This is a genomic window from Bradyrhizobium sp. CCBAU 25338, assembly GCF_028128965.1.
Classification (GTDB): domain Bacteria; phylum Pseudomonadota; class Alphaproteobacteria; order Rhizobiales; family Xanthobacteraceae; genus Bradyrhizobium; species Bradyrhizobium liaoningense.
In genome coordinates, this window is sequence record NZ_LFKY01000036.1 from 251,540 (window position 1) to 270,820 (window position 19,281).

Annotated in this window: 19 protein-coding genes and 1 pseudogene; 8 read left to right on the top strand and 12 right to left on the bottom strand. The window is 62.4% G+C overall.

The annotated features are described in order from the left end of the window. Positions 1-18 precede the first annotated feature (18 nt). Positions 19-456, bottom strand: a complete 438-nt coding sequence (locus tag ACM42_RS17835; RefSeq protein WP_028179674.1) for a VOC family protein — start codon at positions 454-456, stop codon at positions 19-21. Between the two features lie 184 nt (positions 457-640). Here ACM42_RS17835 and ACM42_RS17840 point away from each other — a divergent pair, with 184 nt between their 5' ends. The 5 genes from ACM42_RS17840 (at position 641) to ACM42_RS17860 (ending at position 5,731) form a co-directional block, all read left to right on the top strand. Beyond that, positions 641-1,513, top strand: a complete 873-nt coding sequence (locus ACM42_RS17840) for an NAD(P)-dependent oxidoreductase (RefSeq protein ID WP_271529173.1) — start codon at positions 641-643, stop codon at positions 1,511-1,513. A gap of 239 nt (positions 1,514-1,752) precedes the next feature. Next, positions 1,753-3,144, top strand: coding sequence for a sodium:proton antiporter (locus tag ACM42_RS17845; RefSeq protein ID WP_271529277.1), 1,392 nt, complete (start codon positions 1,753-1,755; stop codon positions 3,142-3,144). Between the two features lie 160 nt (positions 3,145-3,304). Further along, a complete protein-coding gene (locus ACM42_RS17850; protein ID WP_271529174.1) occupies positions 3,305-4,900 on the top strand; it encodes a sensor histidine kinase in 1,596 nt (531 codons plus the stop codon). A 44-nt stretch (positions 4,901-4,944) separates the two neighbouring features. After that, positions 4,945-5,148, top strand: a complete 204-nt coding sequence (locus tag ACM42_RS17855) for a DUF1289 domain-containing protein (protein WP_027571622.1) — start codon at positions 4,945-4,947, stop codon at positions 5,146-5,148. A 28-nt stretch (positions 5,149-5,176) separates the two neighbouring features. Then, positions 5,177-5,731: a TIGR02281 family clan AA aspartic protease gene (locus tag ACM42_RS17860; protein WP_271529175.1), complete on the top strand. Its 555-nt coding sequence runs from the start codon at positions 5,177-5,179 to the stop codon at positions 5,729-5,731. Positions 5,732-5,736: 5 nt separating this feature from the next. Here ACM42_RS17860 and dusA read toward each other — a convergent pair whose 3' ends face one another. Both dusA and ACM42_RS17870 read right to left on the bottom strand, forming a co-directional pair. Continuing rightward, positions 5,737-6,729, bottom strand: a complete 993-nt coding sequence (gene dusA, locus ACM42_RS17865) for a tRNA dihydrouridine(20/20a) synthase DusA (RefSeq protein WP_271529176.1) — start codon at positions 6,727-6,729, stop codon at positions 5,737-5,739. Between the two features lie 822 nt (positions 6,730-7,551). Next, positions 7,552-8,010, bottom strand: a complete 459-nt coding sequence (locus tag ACM42_RS17870; protein WP_271529177.1) for an acyl-homoserine-lactone synthase — start codon at positions 8,008-8,010, stop codon at positions 7,552-7,554. Between the two features lie 83 nt (positions 8,011-8,093). On the opposite strand from ACM42_RS17870, the gene ACM42_RS17875 reads away from it, so the two are divergent. Continuing rightward, on the top strand, positions 8,094-8,249 hold the full coding sequence (locus tag ACM42_RS17875) for a hypothetical protein (protein WP_271529178.1): 156 nt from the start codon (positions 8,094-8,096) through the stop codon (positions 8,247-8,249). Positions 8,250-8,322: 73 nt separating this feature from the next. Here ACM42_RS17875 and ACM42_RS17880 read toward each other — a convergent pair whose 3' ends face one another. The 9 genes and pseudogenes from ACM42_RS17880 to ACM42_RS17915 all read right to left on the bottom strand — a co-directional run bounded on the left by ACM42_RS17880 (position 8,323) and on the right by ACM42_RS17915 (position 17,203). Next, a complete protein-coding gene (locus tag ACM42_RS17880; RefSeq protein ID WP_271529179.1) occupies positions 8,323-8,673 on the bottom strand; it encodes a LuxR C-terminal-related transcriptional regulator in 351 nt (116 codons plus the stop codon). Between the two features lie 3 nt (positions 8,674-8,676). Then, positions 8,677-8,817 (bottom strand): annotated as a pseudogene (locus ACM42_RS38710) (autoinducer binding domain-containing protein); the annotation flags it as partial. Then, entirely contained in the window at positions 8,756-9,040 is a 285-nt protein-coding gene (locus tag ACM42_RS17885) for an autoinducer binding domain-containing protein (RefSeq protein ID WP_271529180.1), read from the bottom strand. The pseudogene ACM42_RS38710 and the gene ACM42_RS17885, both read right to left, overlap by 62 nt. Before the next feature lie 147 nt (positions 9,041-9,187). Then, a complete protein-coding gene (locus ACM42_RS17890) occupies positions 9,188-10,738 on the bottom strand; it encodes an efflux transporter outer membrane subunit (protein WP_271529181.1) in 1,551 nt (516 codons plus the stop codon). Then, a complete protein-coding gene (locus ACM42_RS17895; protein WP_271529182.1) occupies positions 10,735-13,857 on the bottom strand; it encodes a multidrug efflux RND transporter permease subunit in 3,123 nt (1,040 codons plus the stop codon). Before ACM42_RS17895 ends, ACM42_RS17890 begins: the two co-directional genes overlap by 4 nt. Before the next feature lie 18 nt (positions 13,858-13,875). Beyond that, a complete protein-coding gene (locus ACM42_RS17900) occupies positions 13,876-15,042 on the bottom strand; it encodes an efflux RND transporter periplasmic adaptor subunit (protein ID WP_271529183.1) in 1,167 nt (388 codons plus the stop codon). A gap of 353 nt (positions 15,043-15,395) precedes the next feature. Next, positions 15,396-15,893, bottom strand: a complete 498-nt coding sequence (locus tag ACM42_RS17905) for a GNAT family N-acetyltransferase (RefSeq protein ID WP_271529184.1) — start codon at positions 15,891-15,893, stop codon at positions 15,396-15,398. A 147-nt stretch (positions 15,894-16,040) separates the two neighbouring features. Beyond that, complete coding sequence (locus tag ACM42_RS17910) at positions 16,041-16,538, bottom strand: SH3 domain-containing protein (protein ID WP_271529185.1); 498 nt, start codon at positions 16,536-16,538, stop codon at positions 16,041-16,043. Between the two features lie 194 nt (positions 16,539-16,732). Continuing rightward, complete coding sequence (locus ACM42_RS17915) at positions 16,733-17,203, bottom strand: DUF2147 domain-containing protein (RefSeq protein ID WP_271529186.1); 471 nt, start codon at positions 17,201-17,203, stop codon at positions 16,733-16,735. Positions 17,204-17,420: 217 nt separating this feature from the next. Between ACM42_RS17915 and ACM42_RS17920 the strand changes: the two genes are divergently transcribed. Together ACM42_RS17920 and ACM42_RS17925 are read left to right on the top strand one after the other, a co-directional pair. Further along, positions 17,421-18,107 (top strand): response regulator, encoded by a 687-nt coding sequence (locus ACM42_RS17920; RefSeq protein ID WP_271529187.1) that lies wholly within the window; start codon positions 17,421-17,423, stop codon positions 18,105-18,107. After that, positions 18,104-19,204: an ATP-binding protein gene (locus ACM42_RS17925; RefSeq protein ID WP_271529188.1), complete on the top strand. Its 1,101-nt coding sequence runs from the start codon at positions 18,104-18,106 to the stop codon at positions 19,202-19,204. The genes ACM42_RS17920 and ACM42_RS17925 overlap by 4 nt, the downstream gene beginning before the upstream one ends. Positions 19,205-19,281 lie beyond the last annotated feature (77 nt).

The window sequence follows — 19,281 nt, forward strand, 5'->3', positions numbered from 1 at the left end:
GCGGAAACGCCCAAAAGGCTACTGCCTGCCGATATCGTCAGCCTTTTCCACGGGCGCCGCCCCCTGCTCGCTGGCGGCCTCGTAATTCAGCTCGATCATGACCCCATTGGGGTCGTGGACGAAGATCTGCCAGAGATCGCCGCCGGGCACCTGGCGGGCCTCGAACTTCATCCCCTTGGACGCCAGCCGCTGCTTCATGCCGTCGAAGCCGCGACTGACGAAGGCGACGTGGTGGACGACGCCGGAATCCGGCTTTTGTGGCTCGGCGGTCGCAGAAATGTCGACGAGGTGCACCACCGGTTTGCCCTCGCTGTACATCCAGGCGCCCGGGAAGGCGAAATTCGGCCGTGCGCCTTTTTCCAGGCCCAGCACGTCCGCGTAGAAGCGGACGGTCTCGGCCAGATTCCGGGTCCGGATGTTGAAATGATCGAGGACGCCAACGCTCACGCCGCCCATGCTCTCGCTCCCTTTTTTGAAGTCCTTGGGTCCGCCATCCTAGCACAGGGGGCCGCCAAACGAAGCCGTTGCCCTCTGGCCTCAAGGGTTTATGGTGCGCCTCCAATCCGCCCTCACCGCGGAACCCAGGCGCCCCTCGCTTGGCAAGAACCGTAAAACCCAAACTACGGACAAGGTACCACAGATGGCTAAAGTCGCTTTCCTCGGTCTCGGCGTGATGGGCTTCCCCATGGCCGGACACCTCGTGAAAAAAGGGGGCCATGAGGTCACCGTCTACAACCGCACCGCGGCCAAGGCGAAGGAATGGGCGGACAAATTCGGCGGCAAGACCGCACCGACCCCGAAGGCCGCCGCCGAAGGCCAGGATTTCGTGATGTGCTGCGTCGGCAACGACAACGATCTGCGCGCGGTCACGATCGGCCCCGACGGCGCGTTCGCCGGCATGAAGAAAGGGGCGACCTTCGTCGACCACACCACCGCGTCCGCCGAGGTCGCGCGTGAGTTGGACGCAGCCGCCACCAAGGCTGGCTTCAAATTCGTCGACGCCCCGGTCTCCGGCGGCCAGGCCGGCGCCGAGAACGGCGTGCTGACGGTGATGTGCGGCGGCACGCAGGACGCATATTCGGGCGTCGAGCCGATCATCACAGGCGCCTATGCGCGGATGTGCAAACTGCTCGGGCCCGCTGGCTCCGGCCAGCTGACGAAGATGGTCAACCAGATCTGCATCGCCGGTCTGGTGCAGGGTCTCTCCGAGGGTATCCACTTCGCCAAGAAGAGTGGCCTCGACGTCGCCGCAGTGATCGAGACCATCTCGAAAGGGGCTGCGCAATCCTGGCAGATGGAGAACCGCTACAAGACCATGAACGAGGGCAAGTACGATTTCGGCTTCGCGGTCGAATGGATGCGCAAGGACCTGTCGATCTCGCTGGCCGAGGCCCGCCGAAACGGCGCTAGCCTGCCTGTCACCGCGCTGGTCGACCAGTTCTACGCCGAAGTCGAGAAGATGGGCGGCAAGCGCTGGGATACGTCGAGCCTGCTCGCACGCCTGCAACGCTGAGGCACTGTGGCGGCCTCGTCCAGGGCCGTGCAGCATCGCACGTCGTCGCGACCCCGGCCGCGACGACGTTCAAAACGTGCTAACCGAAATAAGCATAAACTTCTGGGGGAGCCTTGCTTAGCGTGATCGCCGCCATCCTCGTCGTTGCCTGCGCCGGCGTCGCGCCGGAGCGTCGACCCGGAATCGCCGGGATCGCCGCGGGTGGTGCCTGCCGGCGGGGATCGCGCCTCATTGCTCGCCTGCTCCCGGTCGCGCTCCTGATCCTGGCTGCATTACCTTCGCAGGCGCTCGCCGCATCGCTCGACGGGGCGAGCATTCGCCCGCAATGGGCGCTCCCCTTCGCCGGCATGCTGCTGTCGATCGCGATATTTCCGCTCGCAGCGCCTCACTTCTGGGAGCACCACCAGGGCAAGATTGCCGCGATGTGGGCCGCCCTGATCGTGCTGCCGCTTGCCGTCTGGTACGGCCCGCTTCCAACCATCCAGGCACTCGTCCATACCGCGCTGCTCGAATACATCCCCTTCATTCTGCTGCTCCTCGCTCTGTTCACCGTGGCCGGCGGAATCGTGGTGCGCGGCAATCTTCACGGCTCCCCGGTTCTGAATACGCTGCTGCTCGCTCTGGGCACCCTGATTGCGAGCATCATCGGCACGACCGGCGCCTCGATGGTCATGATCCGGCCGGTCATCCGCGCCAATGACGACCGGCGGCACAACGCGCACGTCGTCATCTTCTTCATCTTTCTGGTGTCCAATATCGGCGGCTCGCTCTCGCCCCTGGGAGATCCGCCGTTGTTCTTGGGGTTCTTGCGCGGCGTGGACTTCTTCTGGACGACGACGCACCTGTTCCCCCAGACCACGTTCGTGGCCTGGATTCTGCTCGCCCTGTTCTTTTGCATCGACACTTATCTTTATCGCAAGGAAGGCCGCGTCAAACCGGACCCAACTCCGGACAATCCCTTGCGGATCAGCGGCGGCCTCAACTTCGCTCTGATGGGAGTCATCATTGCTGCGATCCTCTTGAGCGCCAAGCTCGACCTCGGCGGATTTGAGGTTCTCGGCACGCACCTCCAGCTGCAGAATCTTCTGCGCGATGCCGTAATGATCGGCGTCGTGTTTGCATCTCTTGCCGTCACGCCGAAGGAGGACCACGACGCGAACGGCTTCTCTTGGGGCCCCATGATCGAAGTGGCCAAGCTGTTCGCCGCCATCTTCATCACCATCATTCCCGTGCTTGCGATCCTCAACGCCGGCAAATCCGGCGCGTTTGCCTCCGTCGTGAACATGGTCACCAACGTCGACGGCACGCCGAACAATGCCGCCTATTTCTGGTTGACCGGCTTGCTTTCATCCTTTCTCGACAACGCGCCGACCTATCTGGTTTTCTTTGAGCTTGCTGGAGGCGACGCCAAGCATCTGATGACGAATGGCGCCATGACCCTGGCCGCGATCTCCGCAGGTGCGGTGTTCATGGGCGCAAACTCTTACATCGGTAACGCGCCCAACTTCATGGTTTACGCGATCGCGCGAGCGAGCGGCGTCGCAATGCCGGGCTTCTTCGGATACATGGCCTGGACCTCCATCCTCCTGCTGCCGGTGTTCGCGTTGGTCACACTCGTTTTCTTCAGGTGAAGGGGCTGCGGGTTCCGCGAGCGAGGTCGGAACCGGGCATTGGATTAACGCCGGGTTAACGTAATTCTTTAGCTCCTTAAGTCAGCTCTTAAGGATTTCTTGCCAGAGATAGACAACGCAGAAGTCCCGCGCCCGGCGTGGGCAGGAATTGTGTTGTTTGATGAGTAACCCCGCTGAAAAGCCCGAGGTTGTGCAGCTGCCGGCCGAGCCGGTGAGCGCGCCATCGGCGAGCAGCCGAAGGGCTGCGGCGCAGCGGGTGCGCGAGGCGCGGGACAGGTTAACGTCGACCAGTGGAACCCGGCCGGCTTTCGACGCCGAGATGCTGCGGCAATACGCCCAGACGCGTCTGTCCGCCTCCTATGTGGTGATGCTGCTGGTGGTGGCCACCGGCGTGCTGTTCGGGCTGTGGATGCAGCCGGTCCCGGCCGCGGCCTGGACCGTCGGCATGCTCTGCATCCACAGCGCCATGATCCGCAGTTGCCGGCGCTTCCTGACCGAACCCGCCTCGCCCGCGGCGACGCGCGCGTGGCGGACGCGCTTCGTCGTGCTCGACCTGCTCTACGGCCTGTGCTGGATGGCGATCCTGATCCATCCCGTGCTCGACATGGTCACGGAAACGCTGATGATGTTCTTGATGCTGCTGGTGATCGCAGTATCGAGCATGCTCGCTGCCAACCTGCCGATCGCAGCCCTTGCCGCCACGGCGCCGGTCGCGGTCGCGATGGCGCTGAGCTTCGCAGTGACCGGTTCGCTGGACAACTACATCCTGGCCGCGCTGGCGCTTGCCGCCGAAGGCTATTTCGTCCTGCTGGCGCACCGCCTCCACTCCTCGACCTTCGCCACGCTGGAAGCGCGCGCAGAGAAGGACGCGCTGATCGGCGAGCTGGAACAGGCCAAGGCGATCTCGGACGAGGCGCGCCACCGTGCCGAAGCCGCCAACGTCGCCAAGTCGCGCTTTCTCGCGCAGATGAGCCACGAGCTGCGCACGCCGCTGAATGCCATCCTCGGCTTCTCCGAGGTGATGAAGAGCGAGATTTTCGGCGCGCACGCGGTGCCGGTCTACAAGGAATATTCCGCCGACATCCATAATTCCGGCGTGCACCTGCTCAACCTCATCAACGAGATCCTCGATCTGTCGCGGATCGAAGCCGGCCGCTACGAACTCAACGAGGAAGCGGTGTCGCTGGTCGGGATCGTCGCCGACTGCCATCATTTGATGAAACTGCGTGCCTCGAGCCGCGGCATCACCATCCACGAAGTGTTCGAGCAGGCCATGCCGCGGCTCTGGGCCGACGAGCGTGCGATCCGGCAGGTCGTGCTCAATCTGCTCTCCAACTCGATCAAGTTCACCCCGCAGGGCGGCGAGATCTGGCTCAAGGCGGGATGGACCGCCTCGGGCGGACAATATCTCTCGGTGAAGGATACCGGCTCCGGCATCCCCGAGGACGAGATTCCGGTCGTGCTCGCCTCGTTCGGCCAGGGCTCCAATTCGATCAAGTCGGCCGAACAGGGCGCCGGCCTCGGCCTGCCGATCGCCAAGAACCTGATCGACCTGCATGGCGGCACGTTCACGCTGAAATCGAAGCTGCGCATCGGTACCGAGGTGATCGTCACCTTCCCGCCGGAGCGTGTGATGAGTGCGCTTGCCCCGCTGTCGGATGATTCCCCGCCGCTCCAGCCGGAGAGTTCCGTCCTGCCCGACGAGAAACGCCGGCCGCGCCACAAGCCGATCATGAGCGCGGGCACAGGCTCTTAACGAGATGCTTGCAGAGATGTCCGACGATCCCTCACTATGTCCGAATGAGCAAAGAAACACCGTGCGTCGCCGTCTGCATGATCGATCCCAAGACCAAGCTGTGCTTCGGGTGCGGCCGGACCTTGCCCGAGATCGCGCGCTGGCATGCCATGGAAAGCGCGGACCGGCTCGCGATCATGGCCCTCTTGCCGGCGCGCATGACGGAAGCTGGACTTGCGCCGATCGCGGGATCGCCGAAACGCATATGATCCGCCTGCGGGCCGTCGGGGGCGCGCGATGATCCGCTTCCTGCTCGTTCTGGTCATGCTCGCCGGCACGGCAGGTGCCGTGGTCGCCTATGGCGACGCCGACCAAATCGCGCGGGCCAGCCACAAGGTCTCGCACATTTTCCGCGGACAGACCGCCTCCCCTGCACCGGCCGTACAGGTTCCGCGCGGCCAGGGCGGCGAATTCACGCTACGTGCGAAGATCAATGGTGTCACCGCGCCGATGGTGATCGATACCGGCGCGACATCGGTGGTGCTGACCTGGGAAACCGCGAAAGCAATCGGACTACCGCTCGAGATGCTCGAATATGACGTCGACCTGGAAACCGCGGGCGGCCACACCAAGGCGGCGCGGCTCACGCTCGACCGTCTCGCCGTCGGCCATCTCGTCGAGAAGTCGGTGCCGGCCCTCGTCGTGCAGCGCGGCCAGATGAAGACCAATCTGCTCGGCATGAGTTTCCTCGACCGCCTTGAAAGCTGGGGCGTGCGCGCTGACAAGCTGATGCTCACCGGTTATCCGGAACTCCAGCGCAGTCATCGCCGCTCGCGCACGGCCGTCGACTAGCTGACTTACGCCGCCTCCGCCGGCGCGCGCGCAGCGACGCGCGCGATCGCATCGCGCAACACCTCGAGACCAGCGCCCGGCTTCACCCCTTGCTCGGCCAGATGACGGCGGAAGGCCCGCGCGCCCGGCACGGCATGGAATGCGCCGACGAAATGCCGCGTGATCGCGTGCAGTCGCGTTCCGCGCGCGAGCTGCTGCTCGATGCAGGGCATCATCGCCTCGAGCGCATCCTGCATGGTCGCATGCGGCGCCGCTTCGCCGAAGATCTCCCGATCCACGGACAGGAGCCGCCACGGTTCCTGATAGGCGGCGCGGCCGAGCATCACGCCGTCGACATGTTCGAGATGTGCTTTCGCGTCTTCGATACCGCGAATGCCGCCGTTGATGATGACAGTCACACCAGGCATTGCGCGCTTGAGCCGATAGACGCGGTCATAGTCGAGCGGGGGAACGTCGCGATTCTCCTTCGGGGACAACCCGTTGAGCCAAGCCTTGCGTGCATGCACGATCAGCGCGTCGCAGCCGGAGGCGACCACCGCATGTGCAAGCGCATCGAGCGCGACCTCCGGATCCTGCTCGTCGATGCCGATGCGACACTTCACGGTGACGGGAATCGCGACGGTGCGTTTCATCGCGTCGACGCACCTCGCCACCAGATCCGGCTCTGCCATGAGGCAGGCGCCGAAGCGGCCATCCTTTACGCGATCGGACGGACACCCGACATTGAGGTTGATCTCGTCATAGCCGAACGCCTCGCCGATCCGCGCAGCCTCGGCCAGTTCGCGCGGATCTGAGCCGCCGAGTTGAAGCGCCACCGGATGCTCGCAACGATCGAACCCGAGCAGCCGTTGCCGATCGCCATGAATGACGGCGCCGGTGGTGAGCATCTCCGTATACAGCAGCGCCCGCCGCGTCAGATGACGATGGAACACCCGGCAATGCCGGTCCGTCCAATCCATCATGGGCGCCACAGAAAAGCGATAGTCTTGTGATTTCAATTATTTAACCTACACTCTCAATGGGATGAAGCACGAACGTGTGCACTCCAAACTAGACGAAATTGCACACGTTTGTACCCGTTTTGACCTCTCGGTGCACACATAGTGCACACGAAAGCTGGAGTGCACACGCGTGGCGACCTTCACTCAATTGGCATCTGGAAACTGGCGCGTCCAAGTCCGCCGCAAGACCCGTTATGTGGCCGAGACATTCCGACGACGCAAGGACGGAGAAGAATGGGCGCTCGAGATGGAGCGCAATATCGACCGCAACGGATCGTCCAAGCCACGCGTGGTCCGGAACGTTCGCACGTTTGGCGATCTGATTGACCTGCATGACGAAGACATGCGGGAGGTTGGAAGACCCCCTCGCCGGTCAAAAGCTGCCGTGATGGCGTCGCTCAAGACCGAACTTGGCAGTGTGAAGCTGCCCGCGCTCAATCGAGAGCGGCTGATCGAGTTCGGAAGAAAGCGCGCCAAGCAAGGCGCTGGTCCCGCGACGTTGGCGATCGATTTGTCTTTCATCCGGACAATCATAACGCACGCCGCCGCTGTGCACGGCGTCGAAGTTTCGGCCGAAGAAGCCCGCCTCGCACGCGTCGCGTTAAGTCACCTCAATTTGGTTGGAAAGAGCAAAGAGCGCGACCGACGGCCCACACAAGACGAGCTCGACGAACTCATTGAATACTTTGAGACGAACCGTCGGCAATTCATTCCGATGGGACGGATCGTCAGATACGCCGTGGCGACGACTTTGCGCCAAGAAGAGATCTGCAAACCCGAGTGGTCGCTGGTCGACATGAAAAAGCGACTGGTGGTCATTCAAGACAGAAAGGATCCGAGGAATAAGGACGGAAAATCGTGGAGAAACCCTGCAAGCGCGATCGTCTGCCCGAGCGGCTGCGGTGCGCACAGCCGCTCCAAGGGCCAGCCGGCTCGTCTCAGGATGCGTTCCATCCTGGCATCGGTAACAGTCACGATCGCTCGCGCTCCCCTTTCCCGCATCGTTTCAATCATCGCGGCAAACAATACGAATGTTGCGCGATTCAGACCATGTTGTCCGGGCGCGGCGGCCCGCTCGGTATCGACGCAGAACCTCGAACTTTCAAGAATGCCGTCATCCCGCGGCGCCGCCCTGCCACCGAGCAAATTGGCAAAGGTGTCGGCCAGCATGTTCGGACCGGTGGTCGGTAGAAGCCTGACACAGCCCATCACCTCCTTGTCATCTGAGATCGCAAGAAGATAGGTCGGACCGAGCGCGTCATAGATGTCGATCTCCATATCCCCCGAGACCGATACGCTCCAATCAAGCGGTCCTTGAAGACACGGCGACGGAGCCGATACATCGATGTCAGATAGTCCAGATGGCGACCCAGTTGAGACGTTTGAAGCACGATGGCGTGCATGCCGACCTCCCTATGGTTCAGGAAGCCTTGACAGCAGAAATCGCCGGCGTGAGCGCCTGCAAAATTTTACAAGTGATCGCGGCTTGGCCGGACCACGCTGGACCATTTTGCTGAAAAGGCGCACAAGCTCGCCGCGCACAAGATAACAAGCACGTTCGTTATGCGGCTTGAGAATTCGAGCAGATGGTCAGCTCAACAGACCGCGTCGCAAGGCTATCGCGACACGTTGCGCGATCGACACCGCACCGAGCTTGCGGCGGGCGTTCTCGAGATGAAAGACCACCGTCCGCTCGCGGATTCCGACAAGAACCGCAATGTCGGCGACCGTCTTTCCTTGCGCCGTCCATGCCAGGCACTGACGCTCGCGCTGGGTGAGCTCGCCCTCGACGCGCCGCCGCGAGGTGAGCGTGGGTTCAAGCCTGGTATCGACGTGGACGTGGAAGTACAGGCCTACCTGGTGAACAACGTCTTTCCAGATGTCATCGAGTTGATCGAACTCGGTTTGGCGCCGGCTGGTCGCCAACGTGAACGCGGCCATGCGCCCGAATCCGCCTCTGATCGGGACGGTAATTCCAGACCGGATCCCGAATGTTGTTGCCTCGTCGAAAAACCGGCGTTGCTCACGGTTTGCGGCAGCGACGCGCCCCGCCCCAACAGAACAAATCCCGCTCGGCCCGGGCACGAAGGACCACGGGATCGAGCTGCTGGTAGCCAAGTTGAAAGTAACGGTTTGTCCATGATCTCGGGTAGGACGAGATCAACAGCGGCGCTTCGCCGTCCAGCCGCAAATAAGCAAAGCGCTCGAAGCCTAGTTTCTGCGTCAGCCGCGCCGCGATGCGTTCGAAGGCGCTTGCATCGTCAGCTGTCTGGATTGCGTCAACAAACTCTTGAAACGTGCTCTCCATGGGACTCGTTCAGTGTGGATCGTTCTGGAAACGGCCTGGCCCCGCGTTGAGGCGTCACCGCGTGCCAGCCGATCACGCGGGGCCATGCTATCGGGATCTCGTTGCGATCGACGCAGCCACGGGCTTCATTTACGGAATCTCCGTAGATTACATGAAGCGACCGAGGATGGCAGAGCTCGGACGAGGCCCCATATTCGTGTCGAGAACCTCGGGCTTCGACACGTCGACAAGACCGTCCCACCCGCCCCCGAGCGCCTTGTTCAATGCGATATAGTCGGTCGCCAGCGCGATCCGGCTCTGAACCAGTGCATCCTCGGCAGAATAGAGAGAACGCTCGGCATCGAGCACGGTGAAAAAGCTGGTCGATCCGTTCCGGTATAGCGCGCGCGAGAGCGTCGCCGCCTGCCGATAGGATTCGACGGAGACCGAAAGTTTTCCAAGTCGGATTTGCTCCTGGGCCAAAGCAACAATCGTGTTCTCGACCTCTTCGAGCCCCTTGAGAACCGCCGCCTGATATTGCGTAAGGCTCTGGTCCCGCTGCGCCTGCCCGACTTCGACCGTCGCCTGCAATTGGCCGCCGTTGAAGATGGGAACACTGAGAGTCGGGCCGACGGACCAGCCGATCGAGGAATTCTTCCCGAGATCTCCGACCTTCAACCCCGTAGTGGAGATGTTCCCGGTGAGGCTTATCGTTGGGTAGCGCGCCGCTTCAGCTTGGCCGATCCTTGCTGTGGCCTGCGCGAATAGGCGTTCCGCCTGCCGTATGTCGGGCCGCGACATCAGGATGTCGGCCGGGATACCGACCGGCATCGGAAGGCGCGGCCTCGGAATGGGAAAGTTGCGTCTCATCAGCTCCGTCAAGCTTCCCGGCGCATGACCGATCAGCACGCTCAACCGATGCACGGTGCCCGCATAAGAGGCCTCAAGAGTCGGAATGGCCGCCTCCGTCGTGCTCGTCTGCGCCTTGGCGTTGGCAAGATCGATGGCCGACGCACCCCCGGCCTCGAATCTCGTGCCGGTGAGTTCCGCGGTTTCGCGCTGCGCGGCTGCCGTCCGGCGCGCCAACGCAAGCCGGGCCTGGTATCCCCGCGCCATCGCGTAGTTAGAAGCGACGTCGCCGATGAGCGTCAACAGCGTAACACGAAGCTGCTCGTCTGCGGCCTCCACGCCATAGCCGGCCACCTCTGCCCCGCGCTGGTTCTTGCCGAAGACATCGATCTCCCAGCTCGCATCGAAGCCGGCTTGATATTGGATAAAGGCCGGGATGCTTGCGGGGACGCTTTCGCTCGCCAAACTGGGGCCGTTTTTCTGATGCGTCACCGATTCGGTCCCTCTAACCGTCGGGAACAGGGCTCCGGCGCTTTGTCGATAACTCGCACGGGCCTCGCGAACACGTGCTTTTGCGGTCGCGACATCGCGGTTGTCCAACACCGCCTGATCGATCAGCGTATTCAGCAACGGATCGTTCAGACGCATCCACCAGCGCGCCAGAACAGGCGCTTCCGTCGACTTCGATCGGTCGGCTGAGCTCCATTTGGAAGGAATAGCCACCAATGGGGGCATGTAATCCGGCCCGACGGCACAGGCGCTGACCGCAAGGGCGAGAGCAATCGCGGCGAACGCGCCGCCTACCGTTGGTAGCTTCTTGACGTGGAGCCGCCCCTGCAAGTTCGCAAATGCATCTCTCACCTGTCTCATCCGATCGCCTCGTTCGAGGCAGCCACGGCCTTCCGTTCGCGCGAGCCGAACTGTTTCATCACGGCGACGTAGAAGACAGGCACGAACAGGACCGCGAGGACAGTGGCGGAGATCATGCCGCCGAACACGCCGGTTCCGATCGCATGCTGGGTCTCGGCGCTGGCTCCCCGGGCCAGCATCAGCGGGACGACGCCGAGGGCGAAGGCAAGCGAAGTCATCAGAATCGGTCGCAAGCGGAGCCGGGCAGCCTCGACGACGGCGTCCCCGAGTCCGCGCCCCTGCGCGCGCAAGCTCCTGGCGAACTCGACGATGAGGATCGCGTTCTTGGCCGAGAGTCCGATGATGGTGATCAGCCCGACCTTGAAGAACACATCGTTTTCAAGCCCGCGAATCTGGACAGCGAGGACGGCGCCGAGAACGCCGAGAGGCACGACAAGCATGACCGAAAGCGGGATCGACCAGCTTTCATAAAGAGCCGCCAAGACCAGGAACACAACCAGCATCGACAGCGCGAGCAGGATCGGGGCCTGCGAAGTGGAGTCTTTCTCCTGCAGCGACTGCCCGGTCCATTCGACCACGAAGCCGGCCGGAAGCTTTGCGGCCAGCCGCTCCATCTCCGCCATGGCGTCGCCGCTGGAGACGCCTGGCGCGGCGTTGCCGGAAATACGCGCTGTCGGATAGCCGTTGTACCGCACGAGTTGAAGCGGTTCCTCGCCCCACACGGGTGTGACCACCTCCGACAAGGACACCATGCCGCCAGCATTGTTCCGGAGGTAGAGCTTCAGAACGTCGTCGATCTGCATGCGGTTCGGCGCGTCCGCCTGAACGATCACTTGCTGCAGTCGTCCGGCATTCGGAAAGTCGCTCACGTAGGTCGACCCCATGGCCGCGGTCAGCGTGTCGCTGATCATGTTGAAAGGCACGCCGAGGGCTTCGGCCTTCTGGCGGTCGATCTTCAGATTCACGCTCGGTCCGTTCGGCAGACCTTCAGGATAGACCCCGCTGACGAGCCTGCTTTGCGCTGCAAGCTCCAGCAGTTTGGCTTGAGCCGCCATCAATGCGGGGTGGTCGCGATTGGCGCGGTCTTCAAGGCGCAGCGCGAACCCGTTGGTGGTGCCCAGAGACTCGATCGCCGGCGGTTTCATGCTCATGACCGTACCCTCGGGCACCTTGGCCATCGCCGCGGTGGCGGCGGCGACCTCGTCGCCGACGGTCGCATCCCGTTCGCTCCAATCCTTGAGGCTCGTGAACGACATCGCCGCGTTCGATCCGGAGCCGGAGAAGCCAAAGCCGATGATGGACGTGTTGCCCGCAACGGCCGCCCGCGTCGCGACGTAGGCATCGTATTGCTTGACGATATCGAGGGTTCGTTCGGCCGTCGCGTCGGCCGGCAGCGTGAAGCTCGTCATGAAGTTGCCCTGATCCTCGGCCGGAACGAACGACGATGGCAACCGCATGTAACTATAGGCGAGCGCGGCGACGATGACGGCATAGAGAGCCGTCATGCGCCCCGTCCTGCGTACCAACGCCGCGACCCAGCCGGCATAGCCTTCCGTCATCCGGTTGAAAGTCCGGTTGAACCAACCAAGGAAGCCGTTCCTCTCGTGATGGCCGGCGCCGATCGGCTTAAGCAACGTGGCGCATAGCGCGGGAGTCAGCGTGAGCGCCAAGAATGCCGAGAACAGGATCGACACCGCCATCGACAGCGTGAACTGCCGATAGATCGCGCCGACCGAGCCGCTCGCGAGTCCCATGGGAATGAACACGGCGGTCAGAACGAGAGTGATCCCGATGATTGCCCCAGTGATCTCCTTCATGGCCTTCTGGGTGGCTTCCTTGGGCGGAAGGCCCTCGGCGGCCATGATCCGTTCGACATTCTCGACCACCACGATCGCGTCGTCGACGATGATACCGATCGCGAGAACGATGCCGAACATCGTCAGCACGTTGATCGAATATCCAGTCGCCCACATGACCGAGAAGGTGCCGAGCAGCGCGACCGGCGCGACGATGGCCGGGATCAGCGTGTATCGAATGCTCTGGAGAAACAGGAGCATCACCAGGAAGACGAGCACCATGGCCTCGATCAGGGTGTGGACGACCTTCTCGATCGATATCTTCACAAAAGGGGCTGTGTCGAAGGCGATGGCATAGCCCATCCTCTCCGGCATGGCCGGCGCGAGTTCGGCAAGGCGCGCATAGACGGCCGCGGCGGCGCGCACGGCATTGGCGCCTGGCGCCAGCTGGATCCCGGCAGCCGTCGCCGGCTTGCCATTTTCAAGGGTCGAAAAGCCTGTGCTCTGCGCGCCGAGTTCGACGCGGGCCACGTCGCCCAGTACCAGCTTGGAGCCGTCGCTTTCGGCGCGCAGAACAATCGCCCTGAACTCCTCGGGCGTCTGCAACTGGCCCTGCACAGTGAGCGGAATACTGACTTTCTGTCCGGGGACCGTAGGCTCGGCGCCCACCCGGCCCGGCGCGATCTGGGCGTTCTGCGCCTGGATCGCACCCGTGATTTGGGACAGCGACAGCGAGTAGGACACCAGCTTGGCGGGATCGACCCAAATCCGCATCGCTCGTTCCGAACCGAAGGTCTGGACGCGGCCGACGCCTTCCACGCGCTTCAGCTCCTGCACGATATTGCGTGTCATGTAGTCGCCGAGCGCCAGTTCGTCATAGGCGCCATCGGGCGAGTTGAGCGTGACGATCATCAGAAAGTCCGAGGCCGCCGATTCGACGGTGACGCCCATGCGCCGGACCGCCTCGGGAAGCCGCGGTTCAATAGCCTTCAGACGGTTCTGGACGTCAACCTGGGCTAGATCGGCCGCGGTGCCCGGCTTGAACGTCGCGGTGATGCTCGCGCTGCCGGATGTATCGACGGTCGATTCGAAATACAGCAGGTTCTTGACGCTCGACAGTTCCCTTTCGATCAGTGTGACGACGCTGTCGTTGATCGTCTGCGGCGTCGCCCCGGTATAGGTCGCATAGATGCTAACACTGGGAGGCGCGATGGCCGGAAAGCGCGACACCGGGAGCTGCGTAATGGCGATTGCGCCGACCAGCGCGATGAAGATCGCGATGACCCAGGCGAACACGGGGCGATCGATGAAGAACTGAGACATCGTGCTGTCGCTGCACTCTCAGTCGGTCACTGCGGCGGCGGCCGCGCCGAAGGGGGCAGTCTCGACCACTGCGCCGTTCTTCGCGCGCTCCTGGCCCTGCACGACGACAGTCTCGCCTGCTTGCAGACCTGACGTCACGATGTAACGGCGGTCCACGATCTCGCCGAGCGCGACCGCGCGCCGCGCGACCCGCTTGCTATCGTCGACGATAACGAGTTGCGGCTTTCCGTCAGCGTCACGGACGACGGCCTCCTGGGGCACCAGCAACGCGTTGTGCCTCACGCCGCGCGGCATTCGGGCTCGGACGTACATGCCGGGAAGCAGAATGCGATCCGGATTTTGGACCTCTACGCGGACCGTGACGTTACCCGTGCCGGGATCGACGCTGATATCGGAGAACAAGGCGCGTCCTTTGACCGGATACGCCTCGCCGTTAGCGGCGAAAATCGCAACCGGCACCTTGGAGGCATCATCGAGTTGCCCCGATTGGGCGGCCTCCCGGATCACGTCGATCTGGCTGGCAGGTCGACGTACATCGACATAGACTTGATCGATCTGCTGGATAGTCGCCAGAGCGCTTGTAGAGGAAACCGATGCGAGCGCACCTTCGCTCACCAGGGCCTGCCCGGTCCGTCCCGCGATCGGCGCGCGAACCGTTGCAAACGCAAGATCAAGCTGCTTGCGTTGGAGCGTTGCCCGGGCTTCTGCAACATTTGCCTTCGCCTGAGCGACGTCCGCCGCGGCGTCGTCATAGGCCTCGCGGCTGATCGCATTGCTCGTCACCAGTTGCTTCGCGCGGTCGAACTTGCCTTGCGAGCGGACAAGACCCGCCTCGACCCGTTGGAGCGCGGCGGCCGCACTGCCGACGTCTGCCTTGAACACATCGGAATTGATCTGGAACAGGGCTTGGCCGGCCTTGACCTCGGAGCCCTGATCGAACAGGCGCTCTTCGAGGATCCCGCCAACCTGCGGCCTGATCTCCGCGGTTCGGAAAGCCGCAACCCTACCCGGCAACTCGTCGACGAGGGTCACTGTTTCGGGTTTGACCGACAATACCGTGACCAGGGCTGGCGGTGCTCCAACCGGCGCCGCCGCCCCGTCAGGTTTATCCTGGCCGCAACCGACCAGACACAGTGCGGTCAGAAGTAAGAACAGGATCTGGAAAGTACCGAACTGACGTGCCATGCATGATTCCAAAGCGGCAGAAGCGCGGCCAGCGCTCTGCCTCGTTGCCGACGGGGTGCCCCGCGACTGTTGGCGCAGCATCGAGATCGTATGGAGATTTTGTGGAACGTTTTCTTTGGCGACCAATAGAGCTTCGTTCGCGTATTTGAGGTCTGCTCCTCGCCGCAATCGGCCGGAAGCAGGAATAAGACGCGCGCGACGGCGGACGCTCGGCCCTTCAGCAGCCGAGAGTCGTCATCCCGGTCGCGGAGTCTCTCCGTCGATGTACGTCTATCGACTTCCCATCGAGGTCCGACACTGCGGAGATAACGCTATGAAGGCAACGTCGTTCTGGTGGTGCGGTGCTGGCCGCTCTACAAATCGTCGGAAGCTCGCCCGTTATCGTCGTGCAGCATCGGACCGTAGATGCTTTCTTCGGAACCCGGGATATCGATCGCATCGAGGTGTTTTCGGTAAAATGCCAGGGGCCCTACGCCACCGATGATCGCATAGGCATATTCCACTTCACGCATACCGCGCAGGGTGGCGAAGAGGAGCGCCTCCCCAATGCCCTGCCCACGAGCGGTCTTCGCCACGCCCGTCGGACCGAAGAAGCCGCGCATCGAGCAGTCAGCGCAGGCGAAGCCGAGCAGCTCGTTCTGCCGCACAGCGATCCAGACCATAACCGGGGAGCGCGTGAAGGCGCGTGTCGCCTCGCTCACCCAGGGGCTGTAGAAATGCTTTTCAATCCAGGGAAGCACGACATGCGCCTCCGCCGCCATCGCGCGACGAACCGTGATCCCGTGGGAAGCGATCTTCCCCTCCGTCCGAAGGTCGGGAAGATCATAGAGGCGGACGAGGAGGTCGCTCATAGATGGGCCTTACCTTGGAAGCGCGGCGTCGAGACCGTGCGAAGATTCTGCGAGGAAGCCTTCTTGCTCACTGACACCGGCGAAGCTCTGTGTCGGTTAGCGCTTTGCGACACTCCTGCCCGATGCCATGTGGGCGTATCGAGTCGCCTAGTCGTTGTCCGGCGCGGGCTCATTTTCGGGGTCGACATGGTCATCCTCCCAATTGTCGCGCCAGCCGGGCGGATTGCCATCGTCCTCCCAATGATGTTCGTTCCAGTGGTCGATTTCGCCGTAGAAGCCAGAGTCACGATAGTAGTCGTGCCAGTAACTGCCGACGTTGAACGTTATGACCGGGATTTCCGCCTGCGCCGCGTAGGCAGGGACGTAGACCCGGCGCGCTTCGTGAACGAGCTGAATATGCGCTCCCGACACCCAGCCGCGAACTCCAGATGCGCTCACGTCGCACCAAGTATAGCGTGCCAGGCATCCGTGAATCGTCAGCGATGAACCGGCAGTCAACCTCCCGACCGCCGGAAATCGAACACTCGGTCCGGAACGGATGTTGAGATTCACGCCGGAATATCCGTCGTTAGTTCCAGCATGGCCCTCGCCGGCAACGGCGATCAGGAGCAGTGTGGTTGCATACACAATGGCGCGATTTTTCATATTGTCTCCAACGGAAGGTGTCGAGTTGATACGCCAAGTGGGGCGTGGCCAGCGCACCGTCTCGCTCCCTGCGCATTGCCTCGCGTCTGCTGACGCAGAGTCGAGGCTAGGTCGAGATTTCGTGGAGGACTTCACACTGAAACTACTGTTGAGGAGAAGTCTCAGGCGATGACCCTCACATCTCGATGCTGGGGCTATCGCGCGGCCCGAGTCCATATTTCGCTCCCGCACAACGAACCGGCGCACCCCCGCACTTCCAACCGTGCTGCATCAAGCAGGGTAACTGTGCTGTCATAGCTCTTGCCGTCATCGGCGTTATAGACTCGCCCCGACCATGAGTTCGATGTAGAGGGCAGCATGTCGAGGAAGAGCTGAAGCCCCACGATGCGATGCGTTCTGAGAGACGGATCCGGGTTCTTGTCGTCTGTCTGAGGTTTGCCCGTTGCGCTGTCGATCGGCTGCTTCAGCCACACGACCTTGCCACATATTGCCGCGCCGCACGGTTTCACCATCACCTTGGCGTCGCCCGCCTGAGTCAGCCAGGCTCCAAAAGGATCGGTTCTCGGCTTGATGCGTCCTGCCGCGACGTCGCGTGCGAGAACGAGCGTAATAGCCAAAACCACCGGAAGTGCGTAAATGGCGGTGCGGACAGGGTCGATGCGCATGCGAAATGGTCCTTACAGAGCGTCGCGGCGATCCGAGCGCGGCTTCGGCTTCCACCAGCCTGCCGGACAGGGCCGGTATGCCGCGTCATCGCTGGCAACGATCGATCGACCATGGAGAATTTATGGAGACTTGGTGGAGAAGGCCTGTAATAGCTCGACGGGACGCTTGCCCCCATGCCATGAGACCCTATCCAATGATGCCTGACCTTGTGTTCCGATGAACGCGCTTATCCTCATTGCCGAAGATGAACCGCAAATCTGCGAAATTCTCGACGCCTATCTGACGCGTGAGGGCTTCCGCACGGTCCGCGCCGGCGATGGTCGAACCGCACTCGGCCTGCACCTTGCGCTGAAGCCGGACCTCATCCTTCTCGACGTGACGATGCCGCGCCTCGACGGTTGGGAGGTGTTGGCCGAGATCCGACGCCGGGGCGATACACCCGTCATTATGATCACCGCGCTCGACCAGGATATCGATCGCCTGCAGGGACTGCGCATCGGGGCTGACGACTATGTTGTCAAGCCGTTCAATCCGGTCGAGGTGGTTGCTCGCACCAAAGCGGTATTGCGGCGGGCTGGCAGGTCAAGCGCCAGCGGCATGCTCCGCGTCGACTGCGTTGCCATTGATCTCGACGGCCACATGGTAAAGGTTGAGGTGGATGGAACTGAACAACCACTGCCGCTCACACTCACCGAATTTCGGCTCCTGGCTCACATGGCGCGAACACCGACCAAGGCCTTCACGCGAAGTGAACTCGTCGATGCCTGCTTGCCCGGCAGCGACGCCCTCGAGCGGACGGTAGACAGCCATATCAGCAATCTTCGTAAAAAGCTGGACGAGGCCGGCGCGCCTGGCATGCTGTCCGGTGTTCGCGGCGTCGGCTATCGATTGGCCGCGATATGAAGCGGCATCGCCTAAGTAGGCAGATCATAGCCTCAATGAGCGTCGTGGCGACCATCGCGATGCTGATCGTCTTCGTCGGTTCGTTCATCTTCTACGGAATTTATCTAAGCTATTTTCCGCCACCTCCCGGGCCGCCTCCCCTTCTTCCAGAAGCGCCGGACCTGGTGATGATCGCAGTCTTCCTTCTTATCGGACTGGCCCTTGCGATCGTTGTCGCGCTCCGGCTGACGAAACGAATCTTGGCTCCGCTGAATTCCTTGGCGGAAAGCGCGCGCAAAATAGCCGCAGGAGACCTGTCAGCGCGCGCGTCTCCCGGCGATCGGTCGCTCGGCGAGACGGCCCATCTGGTGGTCGATTTCAACGCGATGGCGCAGAGGCTGCAAGATAGCGCAGATGACATGACCGCTTGGAGTGCAGCGATCGCACACGAACTCAGAACGCCCCTCACGATCCTGAAAGGCCGCCTCCAGGGCATTGCTGACGGCGTTTTCACGCCCGACGAAGCGTCAATCCGGAATCTGCTGCTACAGATCGACGGGCTCTCGCGGCTTGTCGACGATTTGCGTACAGTCACACTGGCCGATAGCGGACGCCTGGATCTTAGGAGAGGGCCGGTCGCGCTCGCCACGGAAATTCACAACGTTGCCGACCTGCTGGAGCCCTCGCTCGCAAGCGCCGGCTTCTCGCTCGAGCTCACGCTGAAGGATTTCGTCGTTCTCGGCGACGGGATTCGTATTCGCCAGGCATTGCTCGCCCTTCTCGATAATGCTCAACGCTACGCGAAGCCTGGCCGTATCGAAATCTCGACCCTGAAGTCTGGCAACTCCGCCATCATTCGTGTCGAGGATGAAGGACCCGGACTGCCGCCGGAATTTGCCAAGCGGGCATTCGATCCGTTCGCGCGCGGCGACGCATCGCGCTCCCCGCGCTATGGCGGATCTGGGCTGGGCCTGTCCATCGTTCGCGCCATCGCCGAGGCACATGGCGGACGTGTCGCTTATCGGACATCCTCACGCGGAGGCGCCGTTTTTGAGATCACACTTCCTCTTGAAGACGGTGAACCCAATGTTGCGCCCGACGCGCCGGTTCAAACCTGACGTGTTTCCCGCACCAGCGGGAAGAACCGACTTCGCGGATGTGCAATCGCGACCGACACCACTACACAGCACAGCAC

Coding starts and splice junctions, on each gene's coding strand:
- ACM42_RS17835 (WP_028179674.1), bottom strand. CDS start 456: ATGGGCGGCGTGAGCGTTGGCGTCCTCGATCATTTCAACATCCGGACC.
- ACM42_RS17840 (WP_271529173.1), top strand. CDS start 641: ATGGCTAAAGTCGCTTTCCTCGGTCTCGGCGTGATGGGCTTCCCCATG.
- ACM42_RS17850 (WP_271529174.1), top strand. CDS start 3,305: ATGAGTAACCCCGCTGAAAAGCCCGAGGTTGTGCAGCTGCCGGCCGAG.
- ACM42_RS17855 (WP_027571622.1), top strand. CDS start 4,945: ATGAGCAAAGAAACACCGTGCGTCGCCGTCTGCATGATCGATCCCAAG.
- ACM42_RS17860 (WP_271529175.1), top strand. CDS start 5,177: ATGATCCGCTTCCTGCTCGTTCTGGTCATGCTCGCCGGCACGGCAGGT.
- ACM42_RS17870 (WP_271529177.1), bottom strand. CDS start 8,010: ATGGAGATCGACATCTATGACGCGCTCGGTCCGACCTATCTTCTTGCG.
- ACM42_RS17875 (WP_271529178.1), top strand. CDS start 8,094: ATGGCGACCCAGTTGAGACGTTTGAAGCACGATGGCGTGCATGCCGAC.
- ACM42_RS17880 (WP_271529179.1), bottom strand. CDS start 8,673: ATGGCCGCGTTCACGTTGGCGACCAGCCGGCGCCAAACCGAGTTCGAT.
- ACM42_RS17885 (WP_271529180.1), bottom strand. CDS start 9,040: ATGGAGAGCACGTTTCAAGAGTTTGTTGACGCAATCCAGACAGCTGAC.
- ACM42_RS17890 (WP_271529181.1), bottom strand. CDS start 10,738: ATGAGACAGGTGAGAGATGCATTTGCGAACTTGCAGGGGCGGCTCCAC.
- ACM42_RS17895 (WP_271529182.1), bottom strand. CDS start 13,857: ATGTCTCAGTTCTTCATCGATCGCCCCGTGTTCGCCTGGGTCATCGCG.
- ACM42_RS17900 (WP_271529183.1), bottom strand. CDS start 15,042: ATGGCACGTCAGTTCGGTACTTTCCAGATCCTGTTCTTACTTCTGACC.
- ACM42_RS17905 (WP_271529184.1), bottom strand. CDS start 15,893: ATGAGCGACCTCCTCGTCCGCCTCTATGATCTTCCCGACCTTCGGACG.
- ACM42_RS17910 (WP_271529185.1), bottom strand. CDS start 16,538: ATGAAAAATCGCGCCATTGTGTATGCAACCACACTGCTCCTGATCGCC.
- ACM42_RS17915 (WP_271529186.1), bottom strand. CDS start 17,203: ATGCGCATCGACCCTGTCCGCACCGCCATTTACGCACTTCCGGTGGTT.
- ACM42_RS17920 (WP_271529187.1), top strand. CDS start 17,421: ATGAACGCGCTTATCCTCATTGCCGAAGATGAACCGCAAATCTGCGAA.
- ACM42_RS17925 (WP_271529188.1), top strand. CDS start 18,104: ATGAAGCGGCATCGCCTAAGTAGGCAGATCATAGCCTCAATGAGCGTC.